Origin of the sequence: Pseudomonas sp. RW10S2 (genome assembly GCF_014268985.1) — a bacterium.
Lineage (GTDB): Bacteria > Pseudomonadota > Gammaproteobacteria > Pseudomonadales > Pseudomonadaceae > Aquipseudomonas > Aquipseudomonas wayambapalatensis.
In genome coordinates this window covers 1-23734 of sequence record NZ_JABWRO010000014.1, presented here as the reverse complement: position 1 = coordinate 23734, position 23734 = coordinate 1, and the positions used below count along the sequence as shown (strand labels likewise).

26 protein-coding genes are annotated in these 23734 nt (G+C 64.4%); 15 read left to right on the top strand and 11 right to left on the bottom strand.

The genetic code is table 11. The features are described 5' to 3' along the window. Both HU729_RS05175 and pilM read right to left on the bottom strand, forming a co-directional pair. On the bottom strand, positions 1 to 534 hold the full coding sequence (locus HU729_RS05175; RefSeq protein WP_186665617.1) for a PilN domain-containing protein: 534 nt from the start codon (positions 532 to 534) through the stop codon (positions 1 to 3). Further along, positions 531 to 1406, bottom strand: a complete 876-nt coding sequence (gene pilM / locus HU729_RS05170) for a pilus assembly protein PilM (RefSeq protein WP_186708686.1) — start codon at positions 1404 to 1406, stop codon at positions 531 to 533. The genes HU729_RS05175 and pilM overlap by 4 nt, the downstream gene beginning before the upstream one ends. Before the next feature lie 170 nt (positions 1407 to 1576). Here pilM and HU729_RS05165 point away from each other — a divergent pair, with 170 nt between their 5' ends. Continuing rightward, complete coding sequence (locus tag HU729_RS05165; RefSeq protein ID WP_186665615.1) at positions 1577 to 4030, top strand: penicillin-binding protein 1A; 2454 nt, start codon at positions 1577 to 1579, stop codon at positions 4028 to 4030. Positions 4031 to 4159: 129 nt separating this feature from the next. On the opposite strand, the gene HU729_RS05160 is transcribed toward HU729_RS05165, so the two are convergent. From HU729_RS05160 to rpmE, 3 genes are all read right to left on the bottom strand, one after another. Next, positions 4160 to 5428 carry a malic enzyme-like NAD(P)-binding protein gene (locus tag HU729_RS05160; RefSeq protein ID WP_186665614.1) on the bottom strand — a complete coding sequence of 423 codons (1269 nt, stop codon included), beginning with the start codon at positions 5426 to 5428 and terminating at the stop codon, positions 4160 to 4162. A gap of 175 nt (positions 5429 to 5603) precedes the next feature. Then, positions 5604 to 6431, bottom strand: coding sequence for a thermonuclease family protein (locus tag HU729_RS05155; protein ID WP_186708684.1), 828 nt, complete (start codon positions 6429 to 6431; stop codon positions 5604 to 5606). A 2-nt stretch (positions 6432 to 6433) separates the two neighbouring features. Further along, positions 6434 to 6649, bottom strand: a complete 216-nt coding sequence (gene rpmE, locus HU729_RS05150; RefSeq protein ID WP_186665611.1) for a 50S ribosomal protein L31 — start codon at positions 6647 to 6649, stop codon at positions 6434 to 6436. Between the two features lie 167 nt (positions 6650 to 6816). Here rpmE and HU729_RS05145 point away from each other — a divergent pair, with 167 nt between their 5' ends. The 3 genes from HU729_RS05145 (at position 6817) to HU729_RS05135 (ending at position 11614) form a co-directional block, all read left to right on the top strand. Further along, entirely contained in the window at positions 6817 to 9036 is a 2220-nt protein-coding gene (locus HU729_RS05145; protein WP_186665610.1) for a primosomal protein N', read from the top strand. Between the two features lie 132 nt (positions 9037 to 9168). Continuing rightward, complete coding sequence (gene argS / locus HU729_RS05140; protein ID WP_186708682.1) at positions 9169 to 10905, top strand: arginine--tRNA ligase; 1737 nt, start codon at positions 9169 to 9171, stop codon at positions 10903 to 10905. Position 10906: 1 nt separating this feature from the next. Further along, a complete protein-coding gene (locus HU729_RS05135; RefSeq protein WP_186665608.1) occupies positions 10907 to 11614 on the top strand; it encodes an SPOR domain-containing protein in 708 nt (235 codons plus the stop codon). 47 nt (positions 11615 to 11661) lie between these two features. Here the strand turns inward: HU729_RS05135 and HU729_RS05130 are convergent, their stop codons facing one another. Further along, positions 11662 to 12081 (bottom strand): TM2 domain-containing protein, encoded by a 420-nt coding sequence (locus HU729_RS05130; protein ID WP_186708680.1) that lies wholly within the window; start codon positions 12079 to 12081, stop codon positions 11662 to 11664. Positions 12082 to 12249: 168 nt separating this feature from the next. On the opposite strand from HU729_RS05130, the gene HU729_RS05125 reads away from it, so the two are divergent. Beyond that, positions 12250 to 12882, top strand: a complete 633-nt coding sequence (locus HU729_RS05125; RefSeq protein ID WP_186665606.1) for an NlpC/P60 family protein — start codon at positions 12250 to 12252, stop codon at positions 12880 to 12882. Between the two features lie 82 nt (positions 12883 to 12964). On the opposite strand, the gene HU729_RS05120 is transcribed toward HU729_RS05125, so the two are convergent. Beyond that, complete coding sequence (locus HU729_RS05120; RefSeq protein WP_186665605.1) at positions 12965 to 13966, bottom strand: PilT/PilU family type 4a pilus ATPase; 1002 nt, start codon at positions 13964 to 13966, stop codon at positions 12965 to 12967. 65 nt (positions 13967 to 14031) lie between these two features. Here HU729_RS05120 and HU729_RS05115 point away from each other — a divergent pair, with 65 nt between their 5' ends. The 9 genes from HU729_RS05115 (at position 14032) to HU729_RS05075 (ending at position 20595) form a co-directional block, all read left to right on the top strand. Continuing rightward, the gene (locus HU729_RS05115; protein WP_186665603.1) at positions 14032 to 14718 is read left to right on the top strand and encodes a YggS family pyridoxal phosphate-dependent enzyme; all 687 of its coding nucleotides are present in this window, start codon (positions 14032 to 14034) and stop codon (positions 14716 to 14718) included. A 38-nt stretch (positions 14719 to 14756) separates the two neighbouring features. Beyond that, positions 14757 to 15575: a pyrroline-5-carboxylate reductase gene (gene proC, locus HU729_RS05110; RefSeq protein WP_186708678.1), complete on the top strand. Its 819-nt coding sequence runs from the start codon at positions 14757 to 14759 to the stop codon at positions 15573 to 15575. A gap of 10 nt (positions 15576 to 15585) precedes the next feature. Continuing rightward, a complete protein-coding gene (locus tag HU729_RS05105; protein WP_186708676.1) occupies positions 15586 to 16176 on the top strand; it encodes a YggT family protein in 591 nt (196 codons plus the stop codon). Positions 16177 to 16264: 88 nt separating this feature from the next. Next, positions 16265 to 17404 carry a homoserine O-acetyltransferase gene (locus HU729_RS05100; RefSeq protein ID WP_186665597.1) on the top strand — a complete coding sequence of 380 codons (1140 nt, stop codon included), beginning with the start codon at positions 16265 to 16267 and terminating at the stop codon, positions 17402 to 17404. A gap of 7 nt (positions 17405 to 17411) precedes the next feature. Further along, complete coding sequence (metW, locus tag HU729_RS05095) at positions 17412 to 18032, top strand: methionine biosynthesis protein MetW (protein WP_186665596.1); 621 nt, start codon at positions 17412 to 17414, stop codon at positions 18030 to 18032. 24 nt (positions 18033 to 18056) lie between these two features. Continuing rightward, a complete protein-coding gene (locus HU729_RS05090) occupies positions 18057 to 18491 on the top strand; it encodes a DUF4426 domain-containing protein (protein ID WP_186665594.1) in 435 nt (144 codons plus the stop codon). Further along, positions 18488 to 19084 (top strand): RdgB/HAM1 family non-canonical purine NTP pyrophosphatase, encoded by a 597-nt coding sequence (rdgB, locus tag HU729_RS05085; protein ID WP_186665592.1) that lies wholly within the window; start codon positions 18488 to 18490, stop codon positions 19082 to 19084. Before HU729_RS05090 ends, rdgB begins: the two co-directional genes overlap by 4 nt. Beyond that, positions 19081 to 20259: a radical SAM family heme chaperone HemW gene (gene hemW / locus HU729_RS05080; RefSeq protein ID WP_186708674.1), complete on the top strand. Its 1179-nt coding sequence runs from the start codon at positions 19081 to 19083 to the stop codon at positions 20257 to 20259. Before rdgB ends, hemW begins: the two co-directional genes overlap by 4 nt. 9 nt (positions 20260 to 20268) lie before the next feature. After that, a complete protein-coding gene (locus tag HU729_RS05075) occupies positions 20269 to 20595 on the top strand; it encodes a DUF3392 family protein (RefSeq protein ID WP_054891168.1) in 327 nt (108 codons plus the stop codon). 42 nt (positions 20596 to 20637) lie between these two features. Here HU729_RS05075 and trmB read toward each other — a convergent pair whose 3' ends face one another. The 4 genes from trmB to HU729_RS05055 all read right to left on the bottom strand — a co-directional run bounded on the left by trmB (position 20638) and on the right by HU729_RS05055 (position 22910). Then, complete coding sequence (gene trmB, locus HU729_RS05070) at positions 20638 to 21360, bottom strand: tRNA (guanosine(46)-N7)-methyltransferase TrmB (RefSeq protein WP_186665587.1); 723 nt, start codon at positions 21358 to 21360, stop codon at positions 20638 to 20640. Between the two features lie 9 nt (positions 21361 to 21369). Further along, positions 21370 to 22182: a thiazole synthase gene (locus tag HU729_RS05065; protein WP_186665585.1), complete on the bottom strand. Its 813-nt coding sequence runs from the start codon at positions 22180 to 22182 to the stop codon at positions 21370 to 21372. A 53-nt stretch (positions 22183 to 22235) separates the two neighbouring features. Next, entirely contained in the window at positions 22236 to 22436 is a 201-nt protein-coding gene (gene thiS / locus HU729_RS05060) for a sulfur carrier protein ThiS (protein ID WP_054891258.1), read from the bottom strand. Between the two features lie 102 nt (positions 22437 to 22538). Continuing rightward, complete coding sequence (locus HU729_RS05055) at positions 22539 to 22910, bottom strand: DUF423 domain-containing protein (protein ID WP_054891165.1); 372 nt, start codon at positions 22908 to 22910, stop codon at positions 22539 to 22541. A gap of 64 nt (positions 22911 to 22974) precedes the next feature. On the opposite strand from HU729_RS05055, the gene mtgA reads away from it, so the two are divergent. Continuing rightward, entirely contained in the window at positions 22975 to 23685 is a 711-nt protein-coding gene (mtgA, locus tag HU729_RS05050) for a monofunctional biosynthetic peptidoglycan transglycosylase (protein WP_186665584.1), read from the top strand. Positions 23686 to 23734: the final 49 nt, after the last annotated feature.

Genomic DNA, 23734 nt, shown 5'->3' with positions numbered 1-23734 from the left:
TCAGGAGGCCACCACCCGGGCAACGAGTAAAAATGCGTCGCCACCCGCGCGCGCGATGACGTGCTTGAGCTCAAGGTCCAGGAGTACAGGCGAGCGCTGCAGGTCGCGCATGAACTGGGCCAGCACAGCAGCAGAAACCGCCAGTCCATTGACCTGCAGACGATCGCCCTGCACGTCCAGGCGGGTCAGTTGCATCCCTTGCGGCATCGCCAGCTCGATCTCGATCAACAGCTGCGGCACGCCGTGCTGCGACGAGCGCAGCCCACCCAGCGCATCGACCTGACTACGCAGGCCCGCGTGCGCCTCGCGCAGTTGCTCGAGACGTGCCACTTGCCCATCCAGCCACTGCAACTGCTGCTGACGCTGCACACCGGCAGCGGCTTGCTGCTTCAGGCGCAGATGGGCGAACCGATCGACCAGCATGACCACGACAAAAGCTGCGAACAGACTGCCCAGAAACACCAGCTGGAAGTTGCGCAGCGCCACCAGACGCTGGCGCTCACGCCAGGGCAGCAGATTCAGGCGCAGGTTCATTGCGCACCTCCCAGGGCGAGGCTGAGAGGCAGGACCAGGGCACTGCAGCGGTCTGGCAGCGAACCCGCGTGGACACCCTGCGGGCAAACCTGCTCACAGGGGAACCCGAAATGCCGCGCCAGCGACCGCACGCAAGCATCCGTCGCCGCCCCGCCGCCGACCATCAACCCGGCAGTCAGCTCGAAGGGGCGATCCCCCTCCAGCAAGCTCTCGACGCGCGTCAGAAATTCTGTCGTCCCTACGCCAGGCTCGATCCTCTGCGCCTTGCGCCAAGGCATGGGGCCATCGGGCCAGCCATGCAGGGTCAGGCTGTCGGCCTCGACCTGCAGCAGTGGCCGACAGTACTCGACGGCCTGCAAACGACGCAGCGCCAGGCCGTCCAGCTCGACGACAACCACCTCCAGGCCTGCCGCCTCGAATGGCTGCAACAGAGGCTCCAGGAAGCTCTGGCGAGCGGCCCCGACCAGTACATCGAGCATGTCCGGTGCCTGCTGCGAAGTACCAAGCACCTGAAAGTCCAGGGCCAGATCGTCAATCGGGAACGGGAAAAGCCGCTCGGCATCAGCCAGCAGGCGCGCCTCTCGTTCGGACTCCGCCAGCGCGGCGGGCAACTGGCCCACCTTGCAGATCACCTGCGAGCCGGGCACGGCCAGCGCAACCCGTCTAGACCGGCTACCACAACGATGCCACGCCTGACGCAGGGCCATCGCCTGCACTTCGGTATCGACACCGCCCCGCTGGATCGGCTCGACCGCCCAGGCAGTCAGCTCATGGCGCCCTCGTCGCCGCTGTAATTCAACAATCCTCACCGAATCGGAGGCAATTTCCACCCCCAATACTGAACCGGCATCCCTGCCAAAGCGTCCAAGCATCGCTGCTCCTTTTCATGACCGTGGCAAACCCTTGCCATCCGGGGCGATTGCGCCCCTTGCCCCGACCGACCGATGACCCGGCGGGGCGAAAATGCTTATAATGCCCAGCGTTTTTCCCCGGCCGCCGGGCCTGCGTGCACTCCACTTCTCAACCTGGACACCCAAAAGCCTTGATACGCCTGCTGAAGTTCTTCTGGTGGTCTTTCGTCGCCGTCATCTGCGCGCTCGTGCTCGGTCTGAGTGGTGCGTTTCTGTATCTTAGTCCCAGCCTGCCTTCGGTCGACTCGCTCAGAAGCATCCAGTTGCAGATCCCCCTGAGGGTGTACAGCAGCGACGGCAAACTGATTGCCGAGTTTGGCGAAATGCGCCGCTCGCCGATCCGTTTTGCGGAAATTCCCCCACAGTTCATCCAGGCGCTTCTGTCAGCCGAAGACGACAATTTCCTCAATCACTACGGGGTCGATCCGAGCAGCCTGATGCGCGCCGCGACCCAGTTGGTGAAATCCGGTCATATCCAGACCGGCGGCAGCACCATCACCATGCAGGTGGCGAAGAACTTCTTCCTCACCAGCGAGCGCAGCTTCTCGCGCAAGACCAACGAGATCCTCCTGGCGCTGCAGATCGAACGCGAGCTGACCAAGGACGAAATCCTCGAGCTGTACGTCAACAAGATCTACCTGGGCAACCGCGCCTACGGTATCGACGCCGCCGCGCAGGTGTACTACGGCAAGTCGATCCGCGATGTCAGCCTGGCGCAGATGGCGATGATCGCCGGCCTGCCGAAAGCCCCTTCGCGCTTCAACCCGCTGGCCAACCCGGTGCGCGCCAAGGAGCGCCGCGACTGGATCCTCGGCCGCATGTACAAACTCGGCAAGATCGATGAGGCCAGCTACCAGGCCGCCCTCGCCGAGCCGCTGAACGCCAGCTATCACGTACCGACACCTGAGGTGAATGCGCCGTTCGTCGCCGAAATGGCCCGCGCCGAAATGGTCGGCCGCTACGGCAGCGATGCCTATACCGAAGGTTTCCGGGTCACCACGACCGTGCCCAGCGACACGCAGGAAATCGCCAACAAGGCAGTCCTCAACGGCCTCTCCCAATACGACGAGCGCCACGGCTACCGTGGTCCCGAAGCGCGCTTCCCAGGCAAGACCCGCGCCGCCTGGCAGCAGGAACTGGGCAAGCAACGCACCCTCGGCGGCCTGGAACCGGCCATCGTCACCCAGGTGGACAAGACCGGCCTGAAAGTCATGACCCGCGGTGGCCAGGACGAAGACGTGGCCTGGGACACCATGAAGTGGGCCCGTCCGTTCATCAACAGCAATGCCCAGGGTCGCACGCCTCAGTCGCCGGCCGACGTCGCGCAGATCGGCGACCTGGTGCGCCTGCAACGCCTGGACGACGGCAAGCTCAAGTTCAGCCAGGTGCCGGGCGCCCAGAGCGCACTGGTCACGCTTGACCCGAACAACGGTGCAATCCGCGCCCTGGTCGGTGGATTCTCGTTCGAGCAGAGCAACTACAACCGCGCCATGCAGGCCAAGCGCCAGCCAGGCTCCAGCTTCAAGCCCTTCGTCTATAGCGCTGCGCTGGACAACGGCTACACCGCCGCCAGCCTGGTCAACGACGCACCGATCGTGTTCGTCGACGAATACCTCGACAAGGTCTGGCGTCCGAAGAACGACACCAACACCTTCCTCGGCCCGATTCGCATGCGCGAGGCGCTGTACAAGTCGCGCAACCTGGTCTCGATCCGCCTGCTCCAGGCGATGGGGGTCGACCGCACCATCGACTACATTGCCAAGTTCGGCTTCAACAAGCAGGACCTGCCGCGCAACCTGTCGCTGGCATTGGGTACCGCAACGCTCACCCCGATGGAGATCGCCACCGGCTGGAGCACCTTTGCCAACGGCGGCTACAAGATCAACCCATACCTGATCGAGCGCGTCGAAAGCCGCAACGGCGAAACCCTGTTCACCGCCAACCCGGCACGCGTCCCCCAGGGCAACCAGGACCAGGCCGGCATCGCCGCGCCCGAAGAGCCGATCACCACGCTCCCACAACCGGGCACCGCGCCTTCGGCACTGGGCCAGATCGCCCCGCCACCGCAAACGCCGGCCATCGCCGAGCGTATCGTCGATGGCCGTACCACCTACATCCTGACCAGCATGCTGCAGGATGTGATCAAGCGTGGTACGGGCCGTCGCGCCCTGGCCCTGGGCCGCAGCGACATCGCGGGCAAGACCGGCACCACCAACGAATCCAAGGACGCCTGGTTCTCCGGCTACAACGCCGACTACGTGACCACGGTCTGGGTCGGTTTCGACCAGCCTGAAACACTTGGTCGCCGAGAATATGGCGGCACCGTTGCACTGCCGATCTGGATGGACTTCATGGGCCCGGCACTCAAGGGCAAGCCTGAACACGCACCGGCAGAGCCTGAGGGCATCCTCAGCCTGCGCGTGGATCCGGTCAGCGGTCGCGCGGCGACGCCAAGCACGCCAAACGCCTACTTCGAGCTGTTCAAGGCCGAGGATTCCCCACCGTCGGTGGATGAGCTGGGCAACGGTGCAGCACCGGGCAGCCCGCTGCCGGCCGATGAAGCGGCGCCGATGGATCTGTTCTGAGTGGTGATGTGAACCTGTAGCAGCGGCCTTGTGCCGCTTCTACAGGTGGAGCGGCCATCTGTAGAACAGCGGCCAATAAAAAGCCCCGACTCTCGCGAGCCGGGGCTTTTTCATGTCGCTACAACGGGATCAGCCGTTGAACACGTCATCCACGCTCTTGAGCGGGTAGTGCTTCGGATACGGCAGGGTCGCCACACCGGATTCGATGGCGGCCTTGGCCACGGCATCGGAAACGACGGTGATCAGGCGAGCGTCCAGTGGCTTCGGAATGATGTACTCACGACCGAACTCCAGACCTTCGACGCCGTAGGCCTCGCAGACTTCCTTCGGAACCGGCAGCTTGGCCAGGTCTTTCAGGGCGACGGCGGCGGCGATCTTCATTTCTTCGTTGATGCGCTTGGCGCGAACGTCCAGGGCACCACGGAAGATGAAGGGGAAGCCCAGTACGTTGTTGACCTGGTTCGGGTAGTCGGAACGACCGGTGGCCATGATCACGTCGCTGCGAGTGGCGTGAGCCAGCTCTGGAGCGATTTCCGGATCCGGGTTCGAGCAGGCGAACACGATCGGGTTGGCAGCCATCGACTTCAGGCCTTCCGGGCTCAGCAGGTTCGGGCCGGACAGGCCAACGAACACGTCAGCACCTTCCAGCGCGTCAGCCAGGGTGCGCTTGTCGGTGGCGTGGGCGAACTGCGCCTTGTACTGGTTCAGGTCGTCGCGGCCAGCGTGGATCACGCCGCTACGGTCGATCATGTAGATGTTCTCGACCTTGGCACCCATGCTGACCAGCAGCTTCATGCAGGAGATGGCGGCAGCGCCGGCACCCAGGCAGACGATCTTGGCGTCTTCGAGCTTCTTGCCTGCGATTTCCAGGGCGTTGATCATGCCGGCCGCCGTCACGATGGCGGTGCCGTGCTGGTCATCGTGGAAGACCGGGATGTCGCACTGTTCGATCAGGGTGCGCTCGATCTCGAAGCACTCAGGTGCCTTGATGTCTTCGAGGTTGATGCCACCGAAGGTGATAGAGATGCGGCGAACGGTGTCGATGAAAGCCTGTGGGCTTTCCGACTCGACTTCGATGTCGAACACGTCGATACCGGCGAAACGCTTGAACAGAACACCCTTGCCTTCCATGACTGGCTTGGAGGCCAACGGGCCGAGGTCACCCAGGCCGAGGATGGCAGTACCGTCGGAGATCACAGCGACCAGGTTGCCCTTGCCGGTGTATTTGTAGGCCAGCTCCGGATCACGGCCAATTTCGCGTACCGGCTCGGCGACGCCTGGGCTGTAGGCCAGGGCAAGGTCACGGGCGGTGGCGGTTGGCTTGGAGAGTTCGACGCTCAGTTTCCCCGGGCGAGGTTGAGCGTGATATTCGAGAGCGGCGGTTTTCAAGTCTGACATGGTGGGCATTCCGCTTGTTTACTGTTCTGACGGACCGCCGAGGATACGCAAAGAGCCGGGAAGCGACAAGACTGCCCGGTCACATGTGTCAAGGCCCTTGGCCTACGACTTTACGCTACAACCCGCGGGGCTTACGACCTTGAGTGTGTACAATCCAGGATCATAATGTCTACAACTATTTTTTCCCCGAAATCCGCTCCAACATGCTCGGATCGGTCAGTGGCAACAGCCAGCGTCGCTGGCCAGGCTTGAGCCCGCCCTTGCGGGAACGGTCCAGCACCCAGCCGCGCGCCTCGACCTGATGCCCCTTGAGATTATCGAAGAAACTGTCGGGGAAGGCGCGTTGCAGACGAGCGGGGACCTGCAGCACCACAGCCTCGTCAAGCTCCAGCCAGACGCCGCCTCGATTGCGATCGATCGCGCTGACCCTGCCGCCGATCACGGCGAATCCGGATTGCCTCAGGCGCCCTGCAGCGATGACCGGCGACTGCCGCCAGAGCCCGAGGCCACCCGCGCGCGCGACCTGCTCGGCCTGTTGTTGGCAACCGACCAGACGGACGTTGGGTGCCACCGCAACGCGATAGGCCAAGCCTTCACTGAGCAGCTGCGCTTCAAGATTGTCGCCATTACGGCCATAGATGTGCGCCAAGGTGCGCCCGTACTTGTCCCTGGGCTCCACACCCGGCACCAGACCCACCTGGCCATCACTGGCCTGCACCAATGCCTCCAGCCGCCGCCTGGCCGCCTCGGCATAGGGTTCGCTGGTGCGCCCCTTGCGCCCGATCTCCGGTGCATTGATGCCAATCAGCCGTACGCTGCGGCCATCCCCCAGACGCACGGTATCGCCATCGACGACCTGACGCACCGTCACCGACTGCACCGCCTCGGGTACCGGGCAGAAGGCCTGCGCGGGAACATGCCAGATTGCGCCCACAAAAAAGGCGCCCACGAGGGGCGCCTTCTTTTGCAGCAATGCGAAACCCGAAGGGCTCGCCGTGCGCATGATTACTTCTTGGTACCGAACATACCGAAGCGATCGGCGAACTTCTGTACGCGACCACCGGTGTCCAGGACCTTCTGCTTACCGGTGTAGAACGGGTGGCAGAGGTTGCAAACGTCGATCGCCAGGGTGTCGCCCAGGGTCGAACGGGTTTCGAATTTGTTGCCGCAGCTGCAGGTGACAGCAACTGCTTCGTAGTTCGGATGAATATCGGCTTTCATGGTCACTTCCTCGAGCTGCGTGCCGCCACCCAACACCAATTGTTGAATACCGCACGTAATTAGGCGGCGAATAATACCAGACCTTCAGGCCAGCGCAAGTTGTCGCTTGCACCGACCGTCGTCTGCTAGGCTCGTGCGATTCCCGACCAGCTACGAAGACTTGCCGCGTGTCCGACGTCATCCTGCGCCTTGCCCTGCCCTCGCCCCTGCGTCGCCTGTTCGACTACCGGGCCCCGGCCGCCATGGCACGTCAGCAACTGACACCAGGCATGCGCATCCGCGTACCGTTCGGCCGGCGCGAGATGATCGGTGTACTGGTGGAGGTCTGCGAGCAGAGCGAAGTACCTGCCGACAAGCTCAAGCCGGCGAGCCAGTTGCTCGACCCGGTCTCGCCGCTGCCTCCGGCGCTGTTCAAGCTGTGCCTGTGGACCGCCCACTACTATCAGCACAGCCTGGGCGACACCCTGAGCTGGGCGCTGCCGGTGCTGCTGCGTCAGGGCGAGGCGGCTGAAGTTCGCCAGGAGCGCTTCTGGCATGCCACCCCCGGCGCGCGTCTGGACGACCCACGCATCGCCCGCGCGCCGCGCCAGAAAGAGGCCTTGCAGGCCCTCGCCCAGCACCCTCATGGCGTGGCCCACAGCGTGCTGGCCAAACTCGGCCTGAACAAGGATAGCCTCGACCTGCTGCTGGCCAAGGAACTGGTGCAGGTCGAGGTGCGTCGGCATCTGCCGGCACCACGCCATGACCGCTGGCTGGCCCAGCCGGAACTGCCGCTCAACGACGAGCAGAGCGCCGCCTTCCAGGCCGTACGTGCAGGCTTCGGCAGCTTCCATGCCTTCCTGCTGGCCGGTGTCACCGGCAGCGGCAAGACCGAGGTCTACCTGCAGCTGATTCGCGAAACCCTGGAAGCCGGAAAGCAGGCGCTGATCCTGATCCCCGAAATCAACCTCGGCCCGCAGACCCTGGCGCGCTTCGAGCAGCGCTTCAATGCCCGCATCGCCCTGCTGCACTCGGCGGTCAACGACCGCGAGCGCCTGGACGCCTGGCTGGCGGCCCGCGATGGCGAGGCCGACATCATCATCGGCACACGTTCGGCACTGTTCACGCCCATGAAGAACCCGGGCCTGATCATCATCGACGAAGAGCACGACGGCTCCTACAAACAGCAGGAAGGGCTGCGCTATCACGCCCGCGACCTGGCCGTGGTTCGCGCACACCAGGAGAACATCCCGATCCTGCTGGGGTCGGCGACACCTTCGCTGGAAAGCCTGCACAACGCCCACAGCGGGCGCTACGGCCTGCTGCGCATGAACCAGCGGGCCGGCGGCGCCCGCCCGCCACGCTTCATGCGCCTGGACGTGCGCAGCCTGCCGCTGGACAGCGGCATCAGTGGCCCGCTGCAGCAGGCCATCGGCCAGACCCTGGCAGCCGGCCAGCAAGTGCTGGTGTTCCTCAACCGCCGCGGCTTCGCCCCGACCCTGCTGTGCCACGACTGTGGCTGGCTGTCGGAATGCCCGCGCTGCGATGCACGCATGACCGTGCATCAGCGCTCCGGCGTACTGCGCTGCCACCACTGTGGTTATGACGAACGCCTGCCCCTGCAATGCCCGCAATGCGCCCACGTCGACCTGCGCCCAGTCGGTGCCGGCACCGAGCGCGCCGAAGAGCGCCTGAAAACCCTGTTCCCCGATTACCCCGTCCTGCGCGTGGACCGCGACAGCACGTCGCGCAAGGACGCCATGCATCATTTGTTCACCACCATCCAGCGCGGCCAGCCGAGCATTCTGGTCGGCACACAGATGCTCGCGAAGGGGCATCACTTTCCGCGGGTAACCCTCGTGGCCATTCTCGATGCCGATGGCGGACTGTTCTCGGGTGATTTCCGCGCCAGCGAGCGCATGGCGCAACTGATCGTTCAGGTCGCCGGCCGTGCCGGGCGGGCCGAGGAGCCTGGCAAGGTGATCGTGCAGACCCACCTGGCCGAGCATCCACTGCTGGTGCAACTGACCGAGCAGGGCTATTTCGCCTTCGCCGAGCAGGCCCTGAGCGAGCGGCGCGCCGCTGGCCTGCCGCCCTTCTCGCACCTGGCCCTGCTGCGCGCCGAAGCGCACAAGCCCGGGCAGGCGGAAGCCTTTCTCGACGAGGCCTGCGCCGCCGCAGAGGCCGTGCTGGCCGAGCAGGGCTTGACCGGCATCGAGCTGCTCGGCCCCGTACCAGCCCCCATGGAGCGCCGCGCCGGGCGCTTCCGCGCGCAGTTGTTGATCCAGGCCAATGCCCGGGCGCCGCTGCATCGACTGATCAGCAGCTGGTTGCTAGTGTTGGAACAGATGCCGTCGGGGCGGCAGGTGCGCTGGTCGCTGGATGTGGACCCGGTCGATCTCTACTGAAGCCATGAAAGCCAGCGCAATCCTGCGCGAGCCGTAAAGGTTGGCAATCAAGCCCCGGCCACGGATAATGTTCCGTTTTTCCACCTGCGCATCGAAGCGCTGCACCGCGCTTGCGGTCGAAAAGAGAACCCGATGAAAGACACCATTCGCCAGCTGATCCAGCAAGCCCTCACCCAACTCGTCAACGAAGGTGTGTTGCCTGAAGGCCTGACGCCAGCGATCCAGGTGGAAAACGCCCGCGACAAGACCCACGGCGACTTCGCCAGCAACATCGCCATGATGCTGGCCAAACCGGCTGGCATGAAGCCGCGCGACCTGGCCGACAAGCTGATCGCCGCCCTGCCTGCCAGCGCCGACATCAGCAAGGTCGAGATCGCCGGCCCCGGCTTCCTCAACTTCTTCCAAAACACCGACGCCCTGGCCAACCGCCTGAACGCGGCACTTGCAGACGCCCACCTGGGCGTGCGCAAGGCCGGCGCAGCGGAAAAAGTGGTCATCGACATGTCGGCGCCAAACCTGGCCAAGGAGATGCACGTCGGCCACCTGCGCTCGACCATCATCGGCGACAGCGTTGCGCGTGTACTGGAGTTCCTCGGCGACGAAGTGATCCGCCAGAACCACGTGGGCGACTGGGGCACCCAGTTCGGCATGCTGCTGGCCTACCTGGAAGAAAACCCCATCACCAGCGACGAGCTGTCGGACCTGGAAAACTTCTACCGCGCGGCGAAGAAGCGCTTCGACGAATCCGAAGACTTCGCCAACCGCGCCCGTGGGCTGGTGGTCAAGCTGCAGGCCGGCGACCCCGAGTGCATGGCGCTGTGGACGCGCTTCAAGGATATCTCGCTGTCGCACTGCCAGAAGACCTACGAACTGCTCAACGTCAAGCTGACCATGGCCGACGTGATGGGCGAAAGCGCCTATAACGCCGACCTCGCCAACGTGGTGGCCGACCTCAAGGCCAAGGGCCTGCTGGTCGAAAGCCAGGGCGCGCAGTGCGTATTCCTGGAAGAATTCAAGAACACCGAAGGCGAACCCCTGCCGGTGATCGTGCAGAAGGCCGACGGCGGCTATCTCTACGCCACCACCGACCTGGCCGCGGTGCGCTACCGCAGTAATGTGCTCAAGGCCGATCGCGCCCTGTACTTCGTCGACCAACGCCAGGCGCTGCACTTCAACCAGGTGTTCGAAGTGGCGCGTCGCGCAGGCTTCGTCGGGCACCCGATGAAAATGGAGCACATGGGCTTCGGCACCATGAACGGCGCCGACGGTCGCCCGTTCAAGACCCGCGACGGCGGCACCGTGAAGCTGATCGACCTGCTGAGCGAAGCCAAGGAACGCGCCTACGCGCTGGTCAAGGAAAAGAACCCGAGCCTGGCCGAAGACGAATTGCGTCATATCGGTGAAGTGGTCGGGATCGGCGCGGTGAAGTACGCCGACCTCTCCAAGCACCGGACCAGCGACTACAGCTTCAACTTCGAACTGATGCTCAACTTCGACGGCAACACCGCGCCGTACCTGCTCTACGCCTACACCCGCGTGGCCGGTGTGTTCCGCAAGCTGGGCAAGGGTTTCGACGAAGTCGAGGGCGACATCGTGCTGCAGGCTGCCCACGAGCAGGACCTGGCCGCTCGCCTGGCGCAGTTCGGCGAAACGCTGAACAACGTCGCCGAAAAAGGCACCCCACACGTGCTATGCAGCTACCTCTACGACCTGGCCGGCCTGTTCTCCAGCTTCTACGAGAACTGCCCGATCCTCGCCGCCGAAACCGCCGAACAGCAGCAGAGCCGCCTGCGCCTCGCCGCGCTGACCGGCCGCACCCTCAAGCAGGGCCTGGAGCTGCTCGGCCTGGAAACCCTGGAGCGCATGTAAGTTGGCTGCCAAGAAAAAACCCGCGCCCAAGCGCGGCGCCAGCCGTCACCAGCCACCCGCCAAACAGCCGATCCCGGGCTGGGTGTGGCTGGCGGTCGGCCTGACCGTAGGCGCATTCATCGTCTTCCTGATGAAGCTCGAGCCCGGCGGCGACGACATCAAGCGTGCCAAGCCTGAACAGCAGAAGCCCGCCAAGGTCGCCGAGGCGACCAAAGGCACCGCGCCGACCACGCCGCAGCCGATCAAGCCCAAGTACGACTTCTACACCCTGCTGCCGGAGTCGGAAGTGATCGTGCCGCCCGAGGCGGTACCGGAAAAAACGCCGCCCGTGCCTGCCCAGCCGGTACAGCCCGCCACGCCGGTCACGCCAGCGGAAGCGGCAAAGATCGACACCGCCCGCGCCCAGGCGGCGCTGCTGGGCCAGACACCACCACCCGCACCACCGGTGATCAAACCCGCGGCCACGACACAGTTCTTCCTCCAGGCCGGCTCATTCCGCAAGGAGGCTGACGCCGACAAGGTGCGCGCGCAGATCATCCTGCTCGGCCAGGTGGTCAAGGTGGAATCGGGAACCGTGAAGGACGAGACCTGGTACCGCGTGCTGGTCGGCCCGTTCAGCAACCGCGAGCAGTTGACCGTGGCGCAGAAGCAGCTGGCCGGGGCAGGCTTCAACAACCTGCTGTTGCAGCAGCGACAGACCCGTCAATAACGAAAAAGGCCTTGCCGCACTGCGACAAGGCCTTTTTTCCAACGGCGTCAGCGCCGCCCGCTGTTGACCTCGGACACCTGGGTGTTGAGGGTCCAGAAGTCATACAGCACGCCAATCAGGAACAGACCGCCGGTAAACAGGTAGACCAGTGCGCTGATCCACTTGCCCTGGTAGAGCCGGTGAATGCCGAAGATACCCAGGAACGTCAGCAACAGCCACGCCACGCTGTAGTTCACCTGCCCTGGCTGGAACCGCAGGTCAGCCTCGCGGTCCATGGACGGGATCAGGAACAGGTCGATCAGCCAGCCGATACCCAGCAAGCCCAAAGTGAAGAACCAGATGGTCCCGGTGATCGGCTTGCCGTAGTAGAAACGGTGCGAGCCGGTGAAGCCGAAGATCCACAACAGGTACCCGATGACCTTGCTGTGCGTGTCATGAAGCGGCGCACCCTGTTGATACGTATTCATTCAAAACCCTCGTGGGATAGCCGAAAATTTTCTAACGAAAAATGTGACTTTTTCGTTTTGCCCCGACGTATGGTACCCAGCCACACGACCAACGGATCAGAATTTGATCAAAAAGCTGTTATAAAGTTGCGCGCCGACACCTATAAACATCCATAAAGAGCTTCAACTATGCCGCCTTTCTTCAAGACATGGCTGACCCTCTGCCTATTGTTACCCCTGGCCGCCCACGCCACCAACCGTGAGCAACGACTTCCCAACGGATTCACCGGCTACACCACCAACGCCGATGCTTCCGTGAAACGCGCTCCAGCCAAGCAGGTCAGCCTGCGCGCGCGCCCGGCCAATGCCGCCAAGAACCACGCGCTCCAGGTCGCGGCGATGTCGCCCAAGCAGAGCAGCGAAGTACTCAGCCGCGCGGTCAATGTGCTCGGCACCCCCTACCGTTGGGGCGGCAGCACGCCCGGCAAGGGCTTCGACTGCAGCGGCCTGGTCAAGTATGCGTTCAACGATGTCGCCGATGTCGACCTGCCGCGCACGTCCAATGCCATGGCCCAAGGGCATGGCGTCAAGGTGGCGCGGGACGACCTCAAGCCGGGCGACCTGATCTTCTTCAACATCAAGAGCCGTCGGGTCAATCACGTTGCCATCTACCTGGGCAACGACCGCTTCATCCACGCGCCGCGTACTGGCAAGCGGGTGAGCATCGACAGCCTCGAGAAGCCTTACTGGCAGAAGCACTACGTGGTTGCCAAGCGGGTGCTGCCCAAGGAGCAACAGGCGCTGCGCCTGGCCAAGCGCTGATCTGGATACTCAGGGGCTCACTGGACTCTTCGCGGGCAAGCCCGCTCCCACGAACAGCGGTGAGGTATCTGTAGGGCTTGCCTCACCCAGCCCCCTGAATCACCCCTCGCGCCACCAGCGCCTGCATCGCCCCTTCCATCGTCACCATCCCCTGCGCCGCACCGGTCTGCATCACCGACTGCAACTGCGCCACGCGCCCCTCGCGAATCAGGTTGCGCACCGCAGGCGTCGCCACCAATACCTCCCGCGCCGCCACGCGACCGCCGCCCACCCGCCGCACCAGCACCTGCGCCACCACCAGACGCAACGACTCGGCCAGCATGGCGCGCACCAGTGGCTTCTCTTCGGCGGCGAACACATCCACCAGACGATCGACACTGCTCGCGGCTGTTCGCGTATGCACCGTGGCCAGCACCAGATGCCCGGTCTGCGCCGCTCGCAGCGCCAGACGGATGGTTTCCAGGTCACGCAATTCACCGATCATGATCACATCCGGATCCTGGCGCAGGGCACTGCGCAATCCCTGGGCAAAGTCACGGCTATGGCGACCGATCTCACGCTGATTGATCAGGCAACGCTCGGCGCGGTGTACGAATTCCACCGGATCCTCCAATGTGAGGATATGGTTTGAGCGCTCACGATCAAGCTGCGCGATCAACGCAGCCAGGGTACTGGACTTGCCACTGCCGGTCGGACCACCTACCAGCACCAGGCCATCACGGCTCTCGGCAATGGCTCGAAACACTTCCGTGAGGTCGAGTTCTTCGACCGTCGGCACCTGTGCAGGTATCAGCCGCAAGCTCGCGGCCAGCCCCCGATACTGTCTGTACAGGTTCAGACGAAAACGCCCAAGCCCAGGCAAATCAAGGGCCAGGTCGATTTCGTCACCTGCCAGCCATTGGTGCAGATGAGGCGCATCGAGCCAAGCCGCCATGCCTTGCTCGATCATTTCACTTTGCAGCACGGGCAACGCCAGGCGCTGCAATTCGCCGTCCAGACGCCACAGCGGCGCCTCGCCCGCAGCCAGGTGCAGGTCCGAAGCCCCCGCCGCCACGGCCCGGGCCAGCAGGTCGGTCACATCCATGAGACTCCCCAAAGGCCATCAAGCAGGTAGAATGCCGCACACCACTGAGCTGCCGGCATCGATCCATGTCCACCCTAGCAGACAACCTTCGCGCTATCAGCGAACGCATCGACAACGCGGCCCGAGCCGCCGGACGCGACACCGCCAGCGTGCACCTGCTGGCCGTGAGCAAGACCAAGCCCGCCAGCGCCATTCGCGAAATCCACGCCGCTGGCGTACGCGACGTCGGCGAGAACTACCTGCAGGAAGCCCTGGCCAAGCAGGATGAATTGCGCGACCTGCCCTTGATCTGGCACTTCATCGGCCCCATCCAGTCGAACAAGACCAAGGCCATTGCCGAACACTTCGACTGGGTACACAGCGTGGATCGCCTGAAAATCGCCCAACGCCTGAGCGAGCAGCGCCCCAGCGGCCTGCCGGCGCTGAACGTCTGCCTGCAGGTGAACGTCAGCGGCGAAGACAGCAAATCCGGCTGCACCCCGGTCGACCTGCCGGCACTGGCCCAGGCCGTGGCCAAGCTGCCCAACCTGCGCCTGCGCGGGCTGATGGCGATTCCCGAGCCCAGCGACGACCGCGCCACCCAGGAGGCCGCCTTCGCCTGCCTGCGCCAGTTGCAGGAAAGCCTCGGCCTTGGCCTGGACACGCTGTCCATGGGCATGAGCCACGACCTGGAGGCGGCCATCGCCCAGGGTGCGACCTGGGTCCGTATCGGCACCGCCCTGTTCGGCGCCCGCGACTACGGGCAGCCCTGATTCCATGCTTTACTCACTCTCTCCTTCAAGGACCTGACATGAGCAAGACTCGTATTGCCTTCATCGGCGCCGGCAACATGGCCGCCAGCCTGATCGGCGGCCTGCGCGCCCAGGGCCTGGACGCCGCGCAGATCCGCGCCAGCGACCCGGGTGCCGAGACCCGCGCCCGGATCAATGCCGAGCACGGCATCGAAACCTTCGAAAACAACGCCCAGGCCATCGATGGCGCGGATGTGATCGTGCTGGCGGTCAAGCCACAGGTCATGAAGGCCGTGTGCGAAACCCTGAAGCCAAGCCTCAAGGCCGGCCAACTGGTGGTGTCCATCGCCGCCGGCATCACCTGCCAGAGCCTGCAGAGCTGGCTGGGCGAGATCCCGGTGGTGCGCTGCATGCCCAACACGCCATCGCTGCTGCGCCAGGGCGCCAGCGGCTTGTACGCCACTGCACAGGTCTCCGGCGTACAACGCCAGCAGGCAGAGCAACTGCTGACTGCGGTCGGCACCGCCCTGTGGCTGGAACAGGAACAGCAACTGGACGCCGTGACCGCGGTCTCCGGCAGCGGCCCCGCGTATTTCTTCCTGCTGATCGAGGCCATGACCGCTGCGGGCGAAAAGCTCGGCCTGCCGCGTGAAACCGCCTCGCAACTGACCCTGCAAACGGCCCTGGGCGCCGCGCACATGGCGGTTTCCAGCGATGTCGATGCCGCCGAGCTGCGCCGTCGCGTCACCTCTCCAGCCGGGACCACCGAAGCGGCGATCAAGTCGTTCCAGGCCAACGGTTTCGAGGCCATCGTCGAGCAGGCGCTGCAGGCTGCGGCCACGCGCTCCGCCGAGCTGGCCGAACAATTGGGCAAATAAGGAGCTGTCGATGAATGCATTGTCCGGCGCCGCGATCTTCGTGGTGCAAACCCTGGTCAGCCTGTACCTGGTGATCGTCCTGCTGCGCTTCGTGCTGCAACTGGTCAAGGCCGACTTCTACAACCCGCTGAGCCAGTTCGCCGTGCGCGCCACCCAGCCGCTGCTCAAGCCGATCCGCCGGGTCATTCCCAGCATCGCTGGCCTGGACACCTCTTCGCTGCTGCTGGCGATCGTGATCCAGGCACTGCTGATGGCCTTCGTGCTGATGGTCACCTACGGCACCTTCGGCGACATCCTGCACCTGCTGATGTGGGCAATTCTCGGCATCACCTCGCTGTTCCTGAAGATTTTCTGGGTCGCGATGATCGTCATGGTGATCGTCTCCTGGGTCGCGCCGAACAGCCACAATCCCGCCGCCGAACTGGCCTACCAGATCAGCGAGCCGGTGCTGGCGCCGTTCCGTCGCCTGGTGCCCAACCTCGGCGGCATGGATATTTCGCCGATCTTCGCCTTCATCGCCATCCAGGTGATCCAGTCGTTCCTGATGCCACAACTGGCTGCCTATGCCGGCATGCCGCGAGAGCTGTGGCGGATGATCTGACCCACCGCGCCATCCAGCGGCAGCCTTTGCTTGCCGCTGGGGGTAGCGCTCTTTAGACTTACGCCTCCGTCAAGCGTGAGCAGGGTCGATGTCCACTGTCTTTCCCGAAGATTCCGTCGGTCTGGTAACCCCCCAGATCGCCCGGTTCGATGAACCGCTGGCCCTGGCCTGTGGCCGCGCCCTGGCCTCGTACGAACTCATCTACGAAACCTATGGCCAGCTCAACGCCAGCGCCAGCAATGCCGTGCTGATCTGCCACGCACTGTCCGGTCACCACCACGCCGCCGGCTACCATGCCGACACCGACCGCAAGCCGGGCTGGTGGGACAGCTGCATCGGCCCGGGCAAGCCGATCGATACCAATCGTTTCTTCGTGGTCAGCCTGAACAACCTGGGCGGCTGCAATGGCAGCACCGGCCCGAGCAGCATCAACCCGGCCACCGGCAAGCCCTATGGCGCGGACTTCCCGGTGCTGACCGTGGAAGACTGGGTACACAGCCAGGCCCGCCTGGCCGACCGCCTCGGCATCCAGACCTGGGCCGCCATCGTCGGCGGCAGCCTCGGCGGCATGCAAGCGCTGCAGTGGACCATCACCTACCCCGATCGCGTACGCCATTGCGTGGACATCGCCTCGGCACCCAAGCTGTCGGCACAGAACATCGCCTTCAACGAAGTGGCACGCCAGGCTATCCTCACCGACCCCGAGTTCCACGGCGGCTCGTTCCAGGACCAGGGCGTGATCCCCAAGCGCGGGCTGATGCTGGCGCGCATGGTCGGGCACATCACCTACCTGTCCGACGATTCGATGGGCGAGAAATTCGGCCGCGAGCTCAAGAGCGACAAGCTCAACTACGACTTCCACAGCGTCGAGTTCCAGGTCGAGAGCTACCTGCGCTATCAGGGCGAGGAGTTTTCGGGCCGCTTCGACGCCAACACCTACCTGCTGATGACCAAGGCGCTGGACTACTTCGACCCGGCCGCCGCCCACGATGGCGACCTGGCCGCCACACTGGCGCATGTCACGGCGCATTACTGCATCATGTCGTTCACCACCGACTGGCGCTTCTCGCCAGCCCGCTCGCGCGAGATCGTCGATGCCCTGATGGCTGCGCGCAAGAACGTCTGCTACCTGGACATCGACTCGCCCTACGGCCACGACGCCTTCCTCATCCCGACCCCGCGCTACATGCAGGGTTTCGCGAACTACATGAACCGCATCACCCTCTGAGGACCGCATGAGAGCCGACCTGGAAATCATCCACGACTGGATCCCCGCCGGCAGCCGGGTACTCGACCTGGGCTGCGGTAACGGCGAACTGCTGGCCTCGCTGCGTGATCGCAAGAACGTCACCGGCTATGGCCTGGAAATCGACGCCGACAACATCGCCGAGTGCGTGAGCAAGGGCGTCAACGTCATCGAACAAGACCTGGACAAAGGCCTGGGCAACTTTGCCAGCAACAGCTTCGACGTGGTGGTCATGACCCAGGCCCTGCAGGCGGTGGAGTACCCCGACCGCATTCTCGACGAAATGCTGCGGGTCGGTCGCCAGTGCATCATCACCTTCCCCAACTTCGGCCACTGGCGCTGCCGCTGGTACCTGGCCACCAAGGGGCGCATGCCGGTGTCGGACTTCATGCCATACACCTGGTACAACACCCCGAACATCCACTTCTGCACCTTCGAAGACTTCGAGAACCTGTGCCGCGAGCGCAACGCCAAGGTGCTCGACCGCCTCGCTGTCGACCATCTGCACCGCAACGGGTGGGGCGGCCGGCTTTGGCCTAATCTTCTGGGAGAGATCGGCATCTATCGGGTCAGCAGTCCTGGGCTGCAAGAGCATCAGGTCGCGGTCTGATCCACCTATCGGAGGAATGGCACCATGCGTCGTCTCGCACTTTTGCTGATCAGCCTGTGCCTGGCATGGCCAGTGCTGGCTGCCGATGCCGCCCGTCCCGAGCGCAAGCAGGACTTCGGCGACGTCACGGTGCACTACAGCGCCTTCACCTCGAGCATGCTGCAGCCGGACATCGCCGCAGCCACCGGCCTTGTCCGCAGCAAGAACCAGGGCGTGCTCAACATCGCCGTGCTCAAGGCCGGCAAGCCTGGCACGGCGGTGGTCAGCGGCACGGTCAAGGACCTCACCGGCCGCAGCAGCCCGCTGTCGTTCAGGCAGATCACCGACCAGGGGGCGGTGTACTACATTGCCCAGTTCAAGATCGCACAGGCTGAAACCCTGACCTTCGACCTCAACATCGAAACCGGCGGCGTCAGCCACACACTCAGCTTCAACCAGGAAGTGTTCCCAGGCGAATGATGAATTTCCAGCAACTCGTATTGGCCAGCCACAATGCCGGCAAACTGAAAGAACTCCAGGCCATGCTTGGCGGTTCCGTGCAACTGCGCTCGATCGGCGAATTCAGCCAGGTCGAGCCGGAGGAGACCGGCTTGTCATTCGTCGAGAACGCCATCCTCAAGGCTCGCAATGCCGCGCGCCTCTCCGGCCTGCCGGCACTGGCCGACGACTCGGGCCTGGCGGTGGACTTCCTGGGCGGCGCACCGGGCATCTACTCGGCCCGCTACGCCGACGGCAAGGGTGATGCGGCGAACAACGCCAAGCTGCTCGACGCCCTGAAGGATGTGCCCGAGGGGCAGCGTGGCGCGCAGTTCGTCTGCGTCCTGGCCCTGGTACGCCATGCCGACGACCCTCTGCCGATCCTCTGCGAAGGCCTGTGGCACGGCAGCATCCTGTTCGAGGCCAGCGGCGAGCATGGCTTCGGCTATGACCCATTGTTCTGGGTGCCGGAGCGCAACTGCTCCAGCGCCGACCTCGCACCGCTCGAGAAGAACCAGCTCAGCCATCGCGCCCGCGCCATGGCCCTGCTGCGTCAGCGTCTGGGCCTGGCATGACCGAACAGCCGTCCCTGCAGCCGGCGGGTCTGATCCTTCCAGAACTCCCGCCGCTGTCGCTGTACATCCACATTCCCTGGTGTGTGCGCAAGTGCCCCTATTGCGACTTCAACTCGCACCAGGCCGGCCCGACGCTGCCCGAAGACGACTACATCGACGCGCTGCTCGCCGACCTGGACCAGGAACTGCCCGCGGTGCAGGGCCGCCCGATCAGCACGATCTTCTTCGGCGGCGGCACGCCCAGCCTGTTCAGTGCCGCCTCGCTGGGTCGCCTGCTGCGCGGTATCGAGCAACGTATCCCGTTCGCCCCGGAGATCGAGATCACCCTCGAAGCCAACCCCGGCACCTTCGAGCAGAACAAGTTCAAGGCCTACCGCCAGACCGGCATCAACCGTCTGTCCATCGGTGTGCAGAGCTTCCAGCCGGCCAAGCTGGAAAAACTCGGGCGTATCCACAACGGCGATGAAGCCGTGCGCGCGGCAGACATGGCCCGCGCGGCAGGTTTCGACAACTTCAACCTGGACCTGATGCACGGCCTGCCGGACCAGTCGCTGGACGAAGCGCTGGGTGACCTGCGCCAGGCCATCGCACTCGCGCCTACGCACTTGTCGTGGTACCAGCTCACCCTGGAACCGAACACCGTATTCTGGAACCAGCCGCCCGAACTGCCCGAGGACGACATCCTCTGGGACATCCAGGAAGCCGGCCAGACGCTGATGGCCGACCACGGCTATCGCCAGTACGAAGTTTCGGCCTACGCCCAGCCAGGACGCGCCGCACGGCACAATCTCAACTATTGGCGCTTCGGCGATTTCATCGGCATCGGCGCGGGGGCGCACGGCAAGCTGTCGTTCCCGGACGGGCGTATCCTGCGCACCTGGAAGACCCGCCTGCCCAAGGACTACCTCAACCCGGCGAAGCCCTTCAAAGCGGGCGAGAAGCTGCTGCCCGCCGATGAGCTACCGTTCGAATTCCTGATGAATGCCCTGCGCCTGACCGATGGCGTGGAGGCCGAGCTGTTCACCCGACGCACCGGCCTGCCGCTGGCACGGTTGGCAGAAGCTCGCCGTGGGGCCGAACAAAAGGGCCTTCTGCAGGTCGAACCCGATCGACTGGCGGCCACACCGCGGGGCCAGTTGTTCCTCAACGACCTGCTGCAGTACTTCTTGAATTAAGGATGACCCATGGACCTGGTACTTGACCTGCTCTCGACCGTTTCCCGCTGGAGCCGCAGCAACCTCTCGGAGATTTCCCTGGCACTCGTAGGGTGCTTGCTGGTGTTGTTCGGCACCGACCTCAAGGGCTGGGTCGACCAGCGCCTGGGCGGCCTCGCCGGTGCCCTGCGCGTGCCGTTCATGGCGCTGCTGGTGATGATCGGCAGCGGTGCGGCGCTGATCTATGCCACGCCCTGGGTGGTGAAGGCGCTGGCGCAATTCAACAACTATGCGTTGGCGCCAGTGCTGCTGGTGGTGCTGGTACTCATCGGGGTGGTAGCCGACCGCCGCGGGTAACAGGCCGCAAAATGAAAAAACGCCCTTTCCAGGGCGTTTTTTTCAGTCCAGCTTCTCGAACTTGAGGTCCCAGACCCCGTGCCCGAGCCGCTCGCCGCGGCGCTCGAACTTGGTGATCGGACGCTCCTCGGGGCGTGGCACGTAAGCACCATCCGCCGCCTGGTTGCGATAGCCCGGCGCGACCTTCATCACCTCCAGCATGTGCTCGGCATAGGGTTCCCAGTCGGTGGCCATATGGAACACGCCGCCCACCTTGAGCTTGCGCCGTACCAGCTCGGCGAACTCGGGCTGGACGATGCGGCGCTTGTGGTGTCGCGCCTTGTGCCAAGGATCGGGGAAGAACAGCATCAGGCGGTCGAGGCTGTTGTCGGCGACACAGCGGTTGAGCACCTCGATGGCATCGCAGTCGTACACCCGCAGGTTCTTCAGCCCTTGGGTCAGCACGCCGTTGAGCAGCGCACCAACACCTGGGCGGTGCACTTCCACGCCGATGAAGTCCAGCTCAGGCGAAGCAGCGGCCATCTCCAGCAGCGAGTGGCCCATGCCGAAGCCGATCTCCAGGGTGCGCGGCGCCGAGCGCCCGAACACCTGGTCGTAGTCTACCGGGCTCTCGGCCAACGGCAGAATGAACAGGGGGCCGCCCTGGTCCAGGCCGCGTTGCTGGCCTTCGGTCATGCGGCCTGCACGCATCACGAAGCTCTTGATGCGGCGGTGCGGGCGCTCTTCGCCGTCGGCAGTGATCGGCGTTTCTTGCGATTCAGTCATCGGGGGCTCTTACTTGATCAGACCTTCCAGCGGCGAGGACGCGCTGGCATAGAGTTTCTTAGGCATGCGCCCGGCGAGGTACGCCATGCGGCCGGCAAGGATCGCGTGCTTCATGGCCTCGGCCATCAGCACCGGTTGCTGCGCGTGGGCGATTGCCGAGTTCATCAGCACCGCTTCGCAGCCCATTTCCATGGCGATGGTGGCGTCGGAGGCGGTACCCACGCCGGCATCGACCAGCACCGGTACTTTCGATTCTTCGAGGATGATCTGCAGGTTGTACGGGTTGCAGATCCCGAGACCGGTGCCGATCAGGCCAGCTAGTGGCATCACCGCGATGCAGCCGGCTTCGGCCAGCTGACGGGCGATGATCGGATCATCGCTGGTGTAGACCATCACGTCGAAACCTTCCTTGACCAGCACTTCGGCGGCCTTGAGGGTTTCGATGACGTTGGGGAACAGGGTTTTCTGGTCGGCCAGCACTTCCAGCTTCACCAGGGTACGGCTCTCGTGGGACTTGTGCCCTTCGAGCAGCTCACGGGCCAGGCGGCAGGTACGCACCGCTTCAACGGCATCGAAGCAGCCTGCGGTGTTCGGCAGGATGGTGTACTTGTCGGGCGACAACACGTCGAGCAGGTTCGGCTCGCCCGCATTCTGGCCGAGGTTGGTGCGGCGCACGGCTACGGTGACGATCTCGGCACCCGAGGCCTCGGTGGCCAGGCGGGTTTCTTCCATGTCACGGTATTTGCCGGTACCCACCAGCAGGCGCGACTGGAAAGTGCGCCCGGCCAGGACGAAAGGCTTGTCGCTGCGAACGTTGCTCATCGATGTTCCTCTGCAAAGGTTACGGGGCTTACGGGTGACTTGCCGGGGCGCGCTCAACCGCCGCCGATGGCGTGGACCACTTCGACCTGGTCACCCTCGTTCAACAGGGTGCTTTCGTGCTGGCTGCGCGGCACGATGTCCAGGTTCAGTTCCACCGCCACACGACGCCCGACCAGCTCCAGCCGGCCCAACAGGGCCGCGACGCTCTCGCCCGCAGGCAGTTCGTAAGGTTCACCGTTCAGTTGAATGCGCATGCGCACGGCCACCATCGTTCATTGGGGCCCGCATTCTAGCCCCGATCAGCCTTGCAACCCAAGGGCGACGCGCGCCATTAGTCGCGATTCCCGACCGCTTGGTCAGCCCAGGCGCCAGGCTGCCAACCCCAGGCACAGCCAGCCGGCGAGGAAGCACAGGCCGCCGATGGGGGTGATGATGCCAAGCTTGCCCAGCCCAGTGAGGGTCAATACGTAAAGGCTGCCGGAAAACAGCAGGATACCGACCGCGAACAGCCCACCCGCCCAGCCGACCAGGCGGCCCGGCAAGTGCACCGAAAGCAGCGCGACCGCCAGGATCGCCAGGGCATGGACCAGTTGATACGTAACGCCGGTGTGGAAGATTGCCAGGTAATCGGCGGTAAGACGGTTCTTCAGGCCGTGTGCGGCGAAAGCGCCCAGGGCCACACCCGTAAAGCCAAAGAACGCGGCGAGCATCAGGAAGCTGCGAAGCATGGGACGACTCCTCGAGACGGGTCTGTATAATGGCCCGTTCCATCGGTCCGGCCAAGCTATCGACATGCTGTCATCCCTGATCCGCCGTCTCGCCCGCGCCCTGCTCTGGTTCGCCGCCGGCAGCATCGTGCTGGTGCTGGTGCTGCGCTGGGTGCCGCCACCGGGCACCGCGCTGATGGTCGAACGCAAGGTGCAGTCCTGGTTCAGTGGTGAGCCGATCGACCTGCAGCGCGACTGGACGCCCTGGGATGAGATCTCCGATGACCTCAAGGTAGCCGTCATCGCGGGCGAGGACCAGCGTTTCGCCAGCCACTGGGGGTTCGACATCCCCGCGATCCAGGCCGCGCTGGCCCATAACGAGCGCGGCGGCAGTATCCGCGGCGCCAGCACACTCTCCCAGCAAGTGGCGAAGAACCTGTTCCTGTGGTCCGGGCGCAGCTGGTTTCGCAAAGGTCTGGAAGCCTGGTTCACCGGCCTGATGGAGCTGTTCTGGTCGAAAGAGCGAATCCTCGAGGTCTATCTAAACAGCGCCGAATGGGGCCCGGGCGTATTCGGCGCCCAGGCAGCGGCGCGCTATCACTTCGGCGTCGACGCCAGCCGCCTCACGCGCCAGCAGGCCAGCCAGCTTGCGGCAGTGCTGCCCAGCCCGCTCAAGTGGAGCGCCAGCCGCCCGAGTACCTATGTCGCCAGCCGGGCGGGGTGGATTCGACGGCAGATGAGCCAGCTCGGGGGCACCAGCTACCTGATGCAACTGGAGAGCGCGCGCAAGCCTTGATGCTCCTGACGCCCCACGTTACCAACAAAAAAGGCCCCCCCCCCCCCCC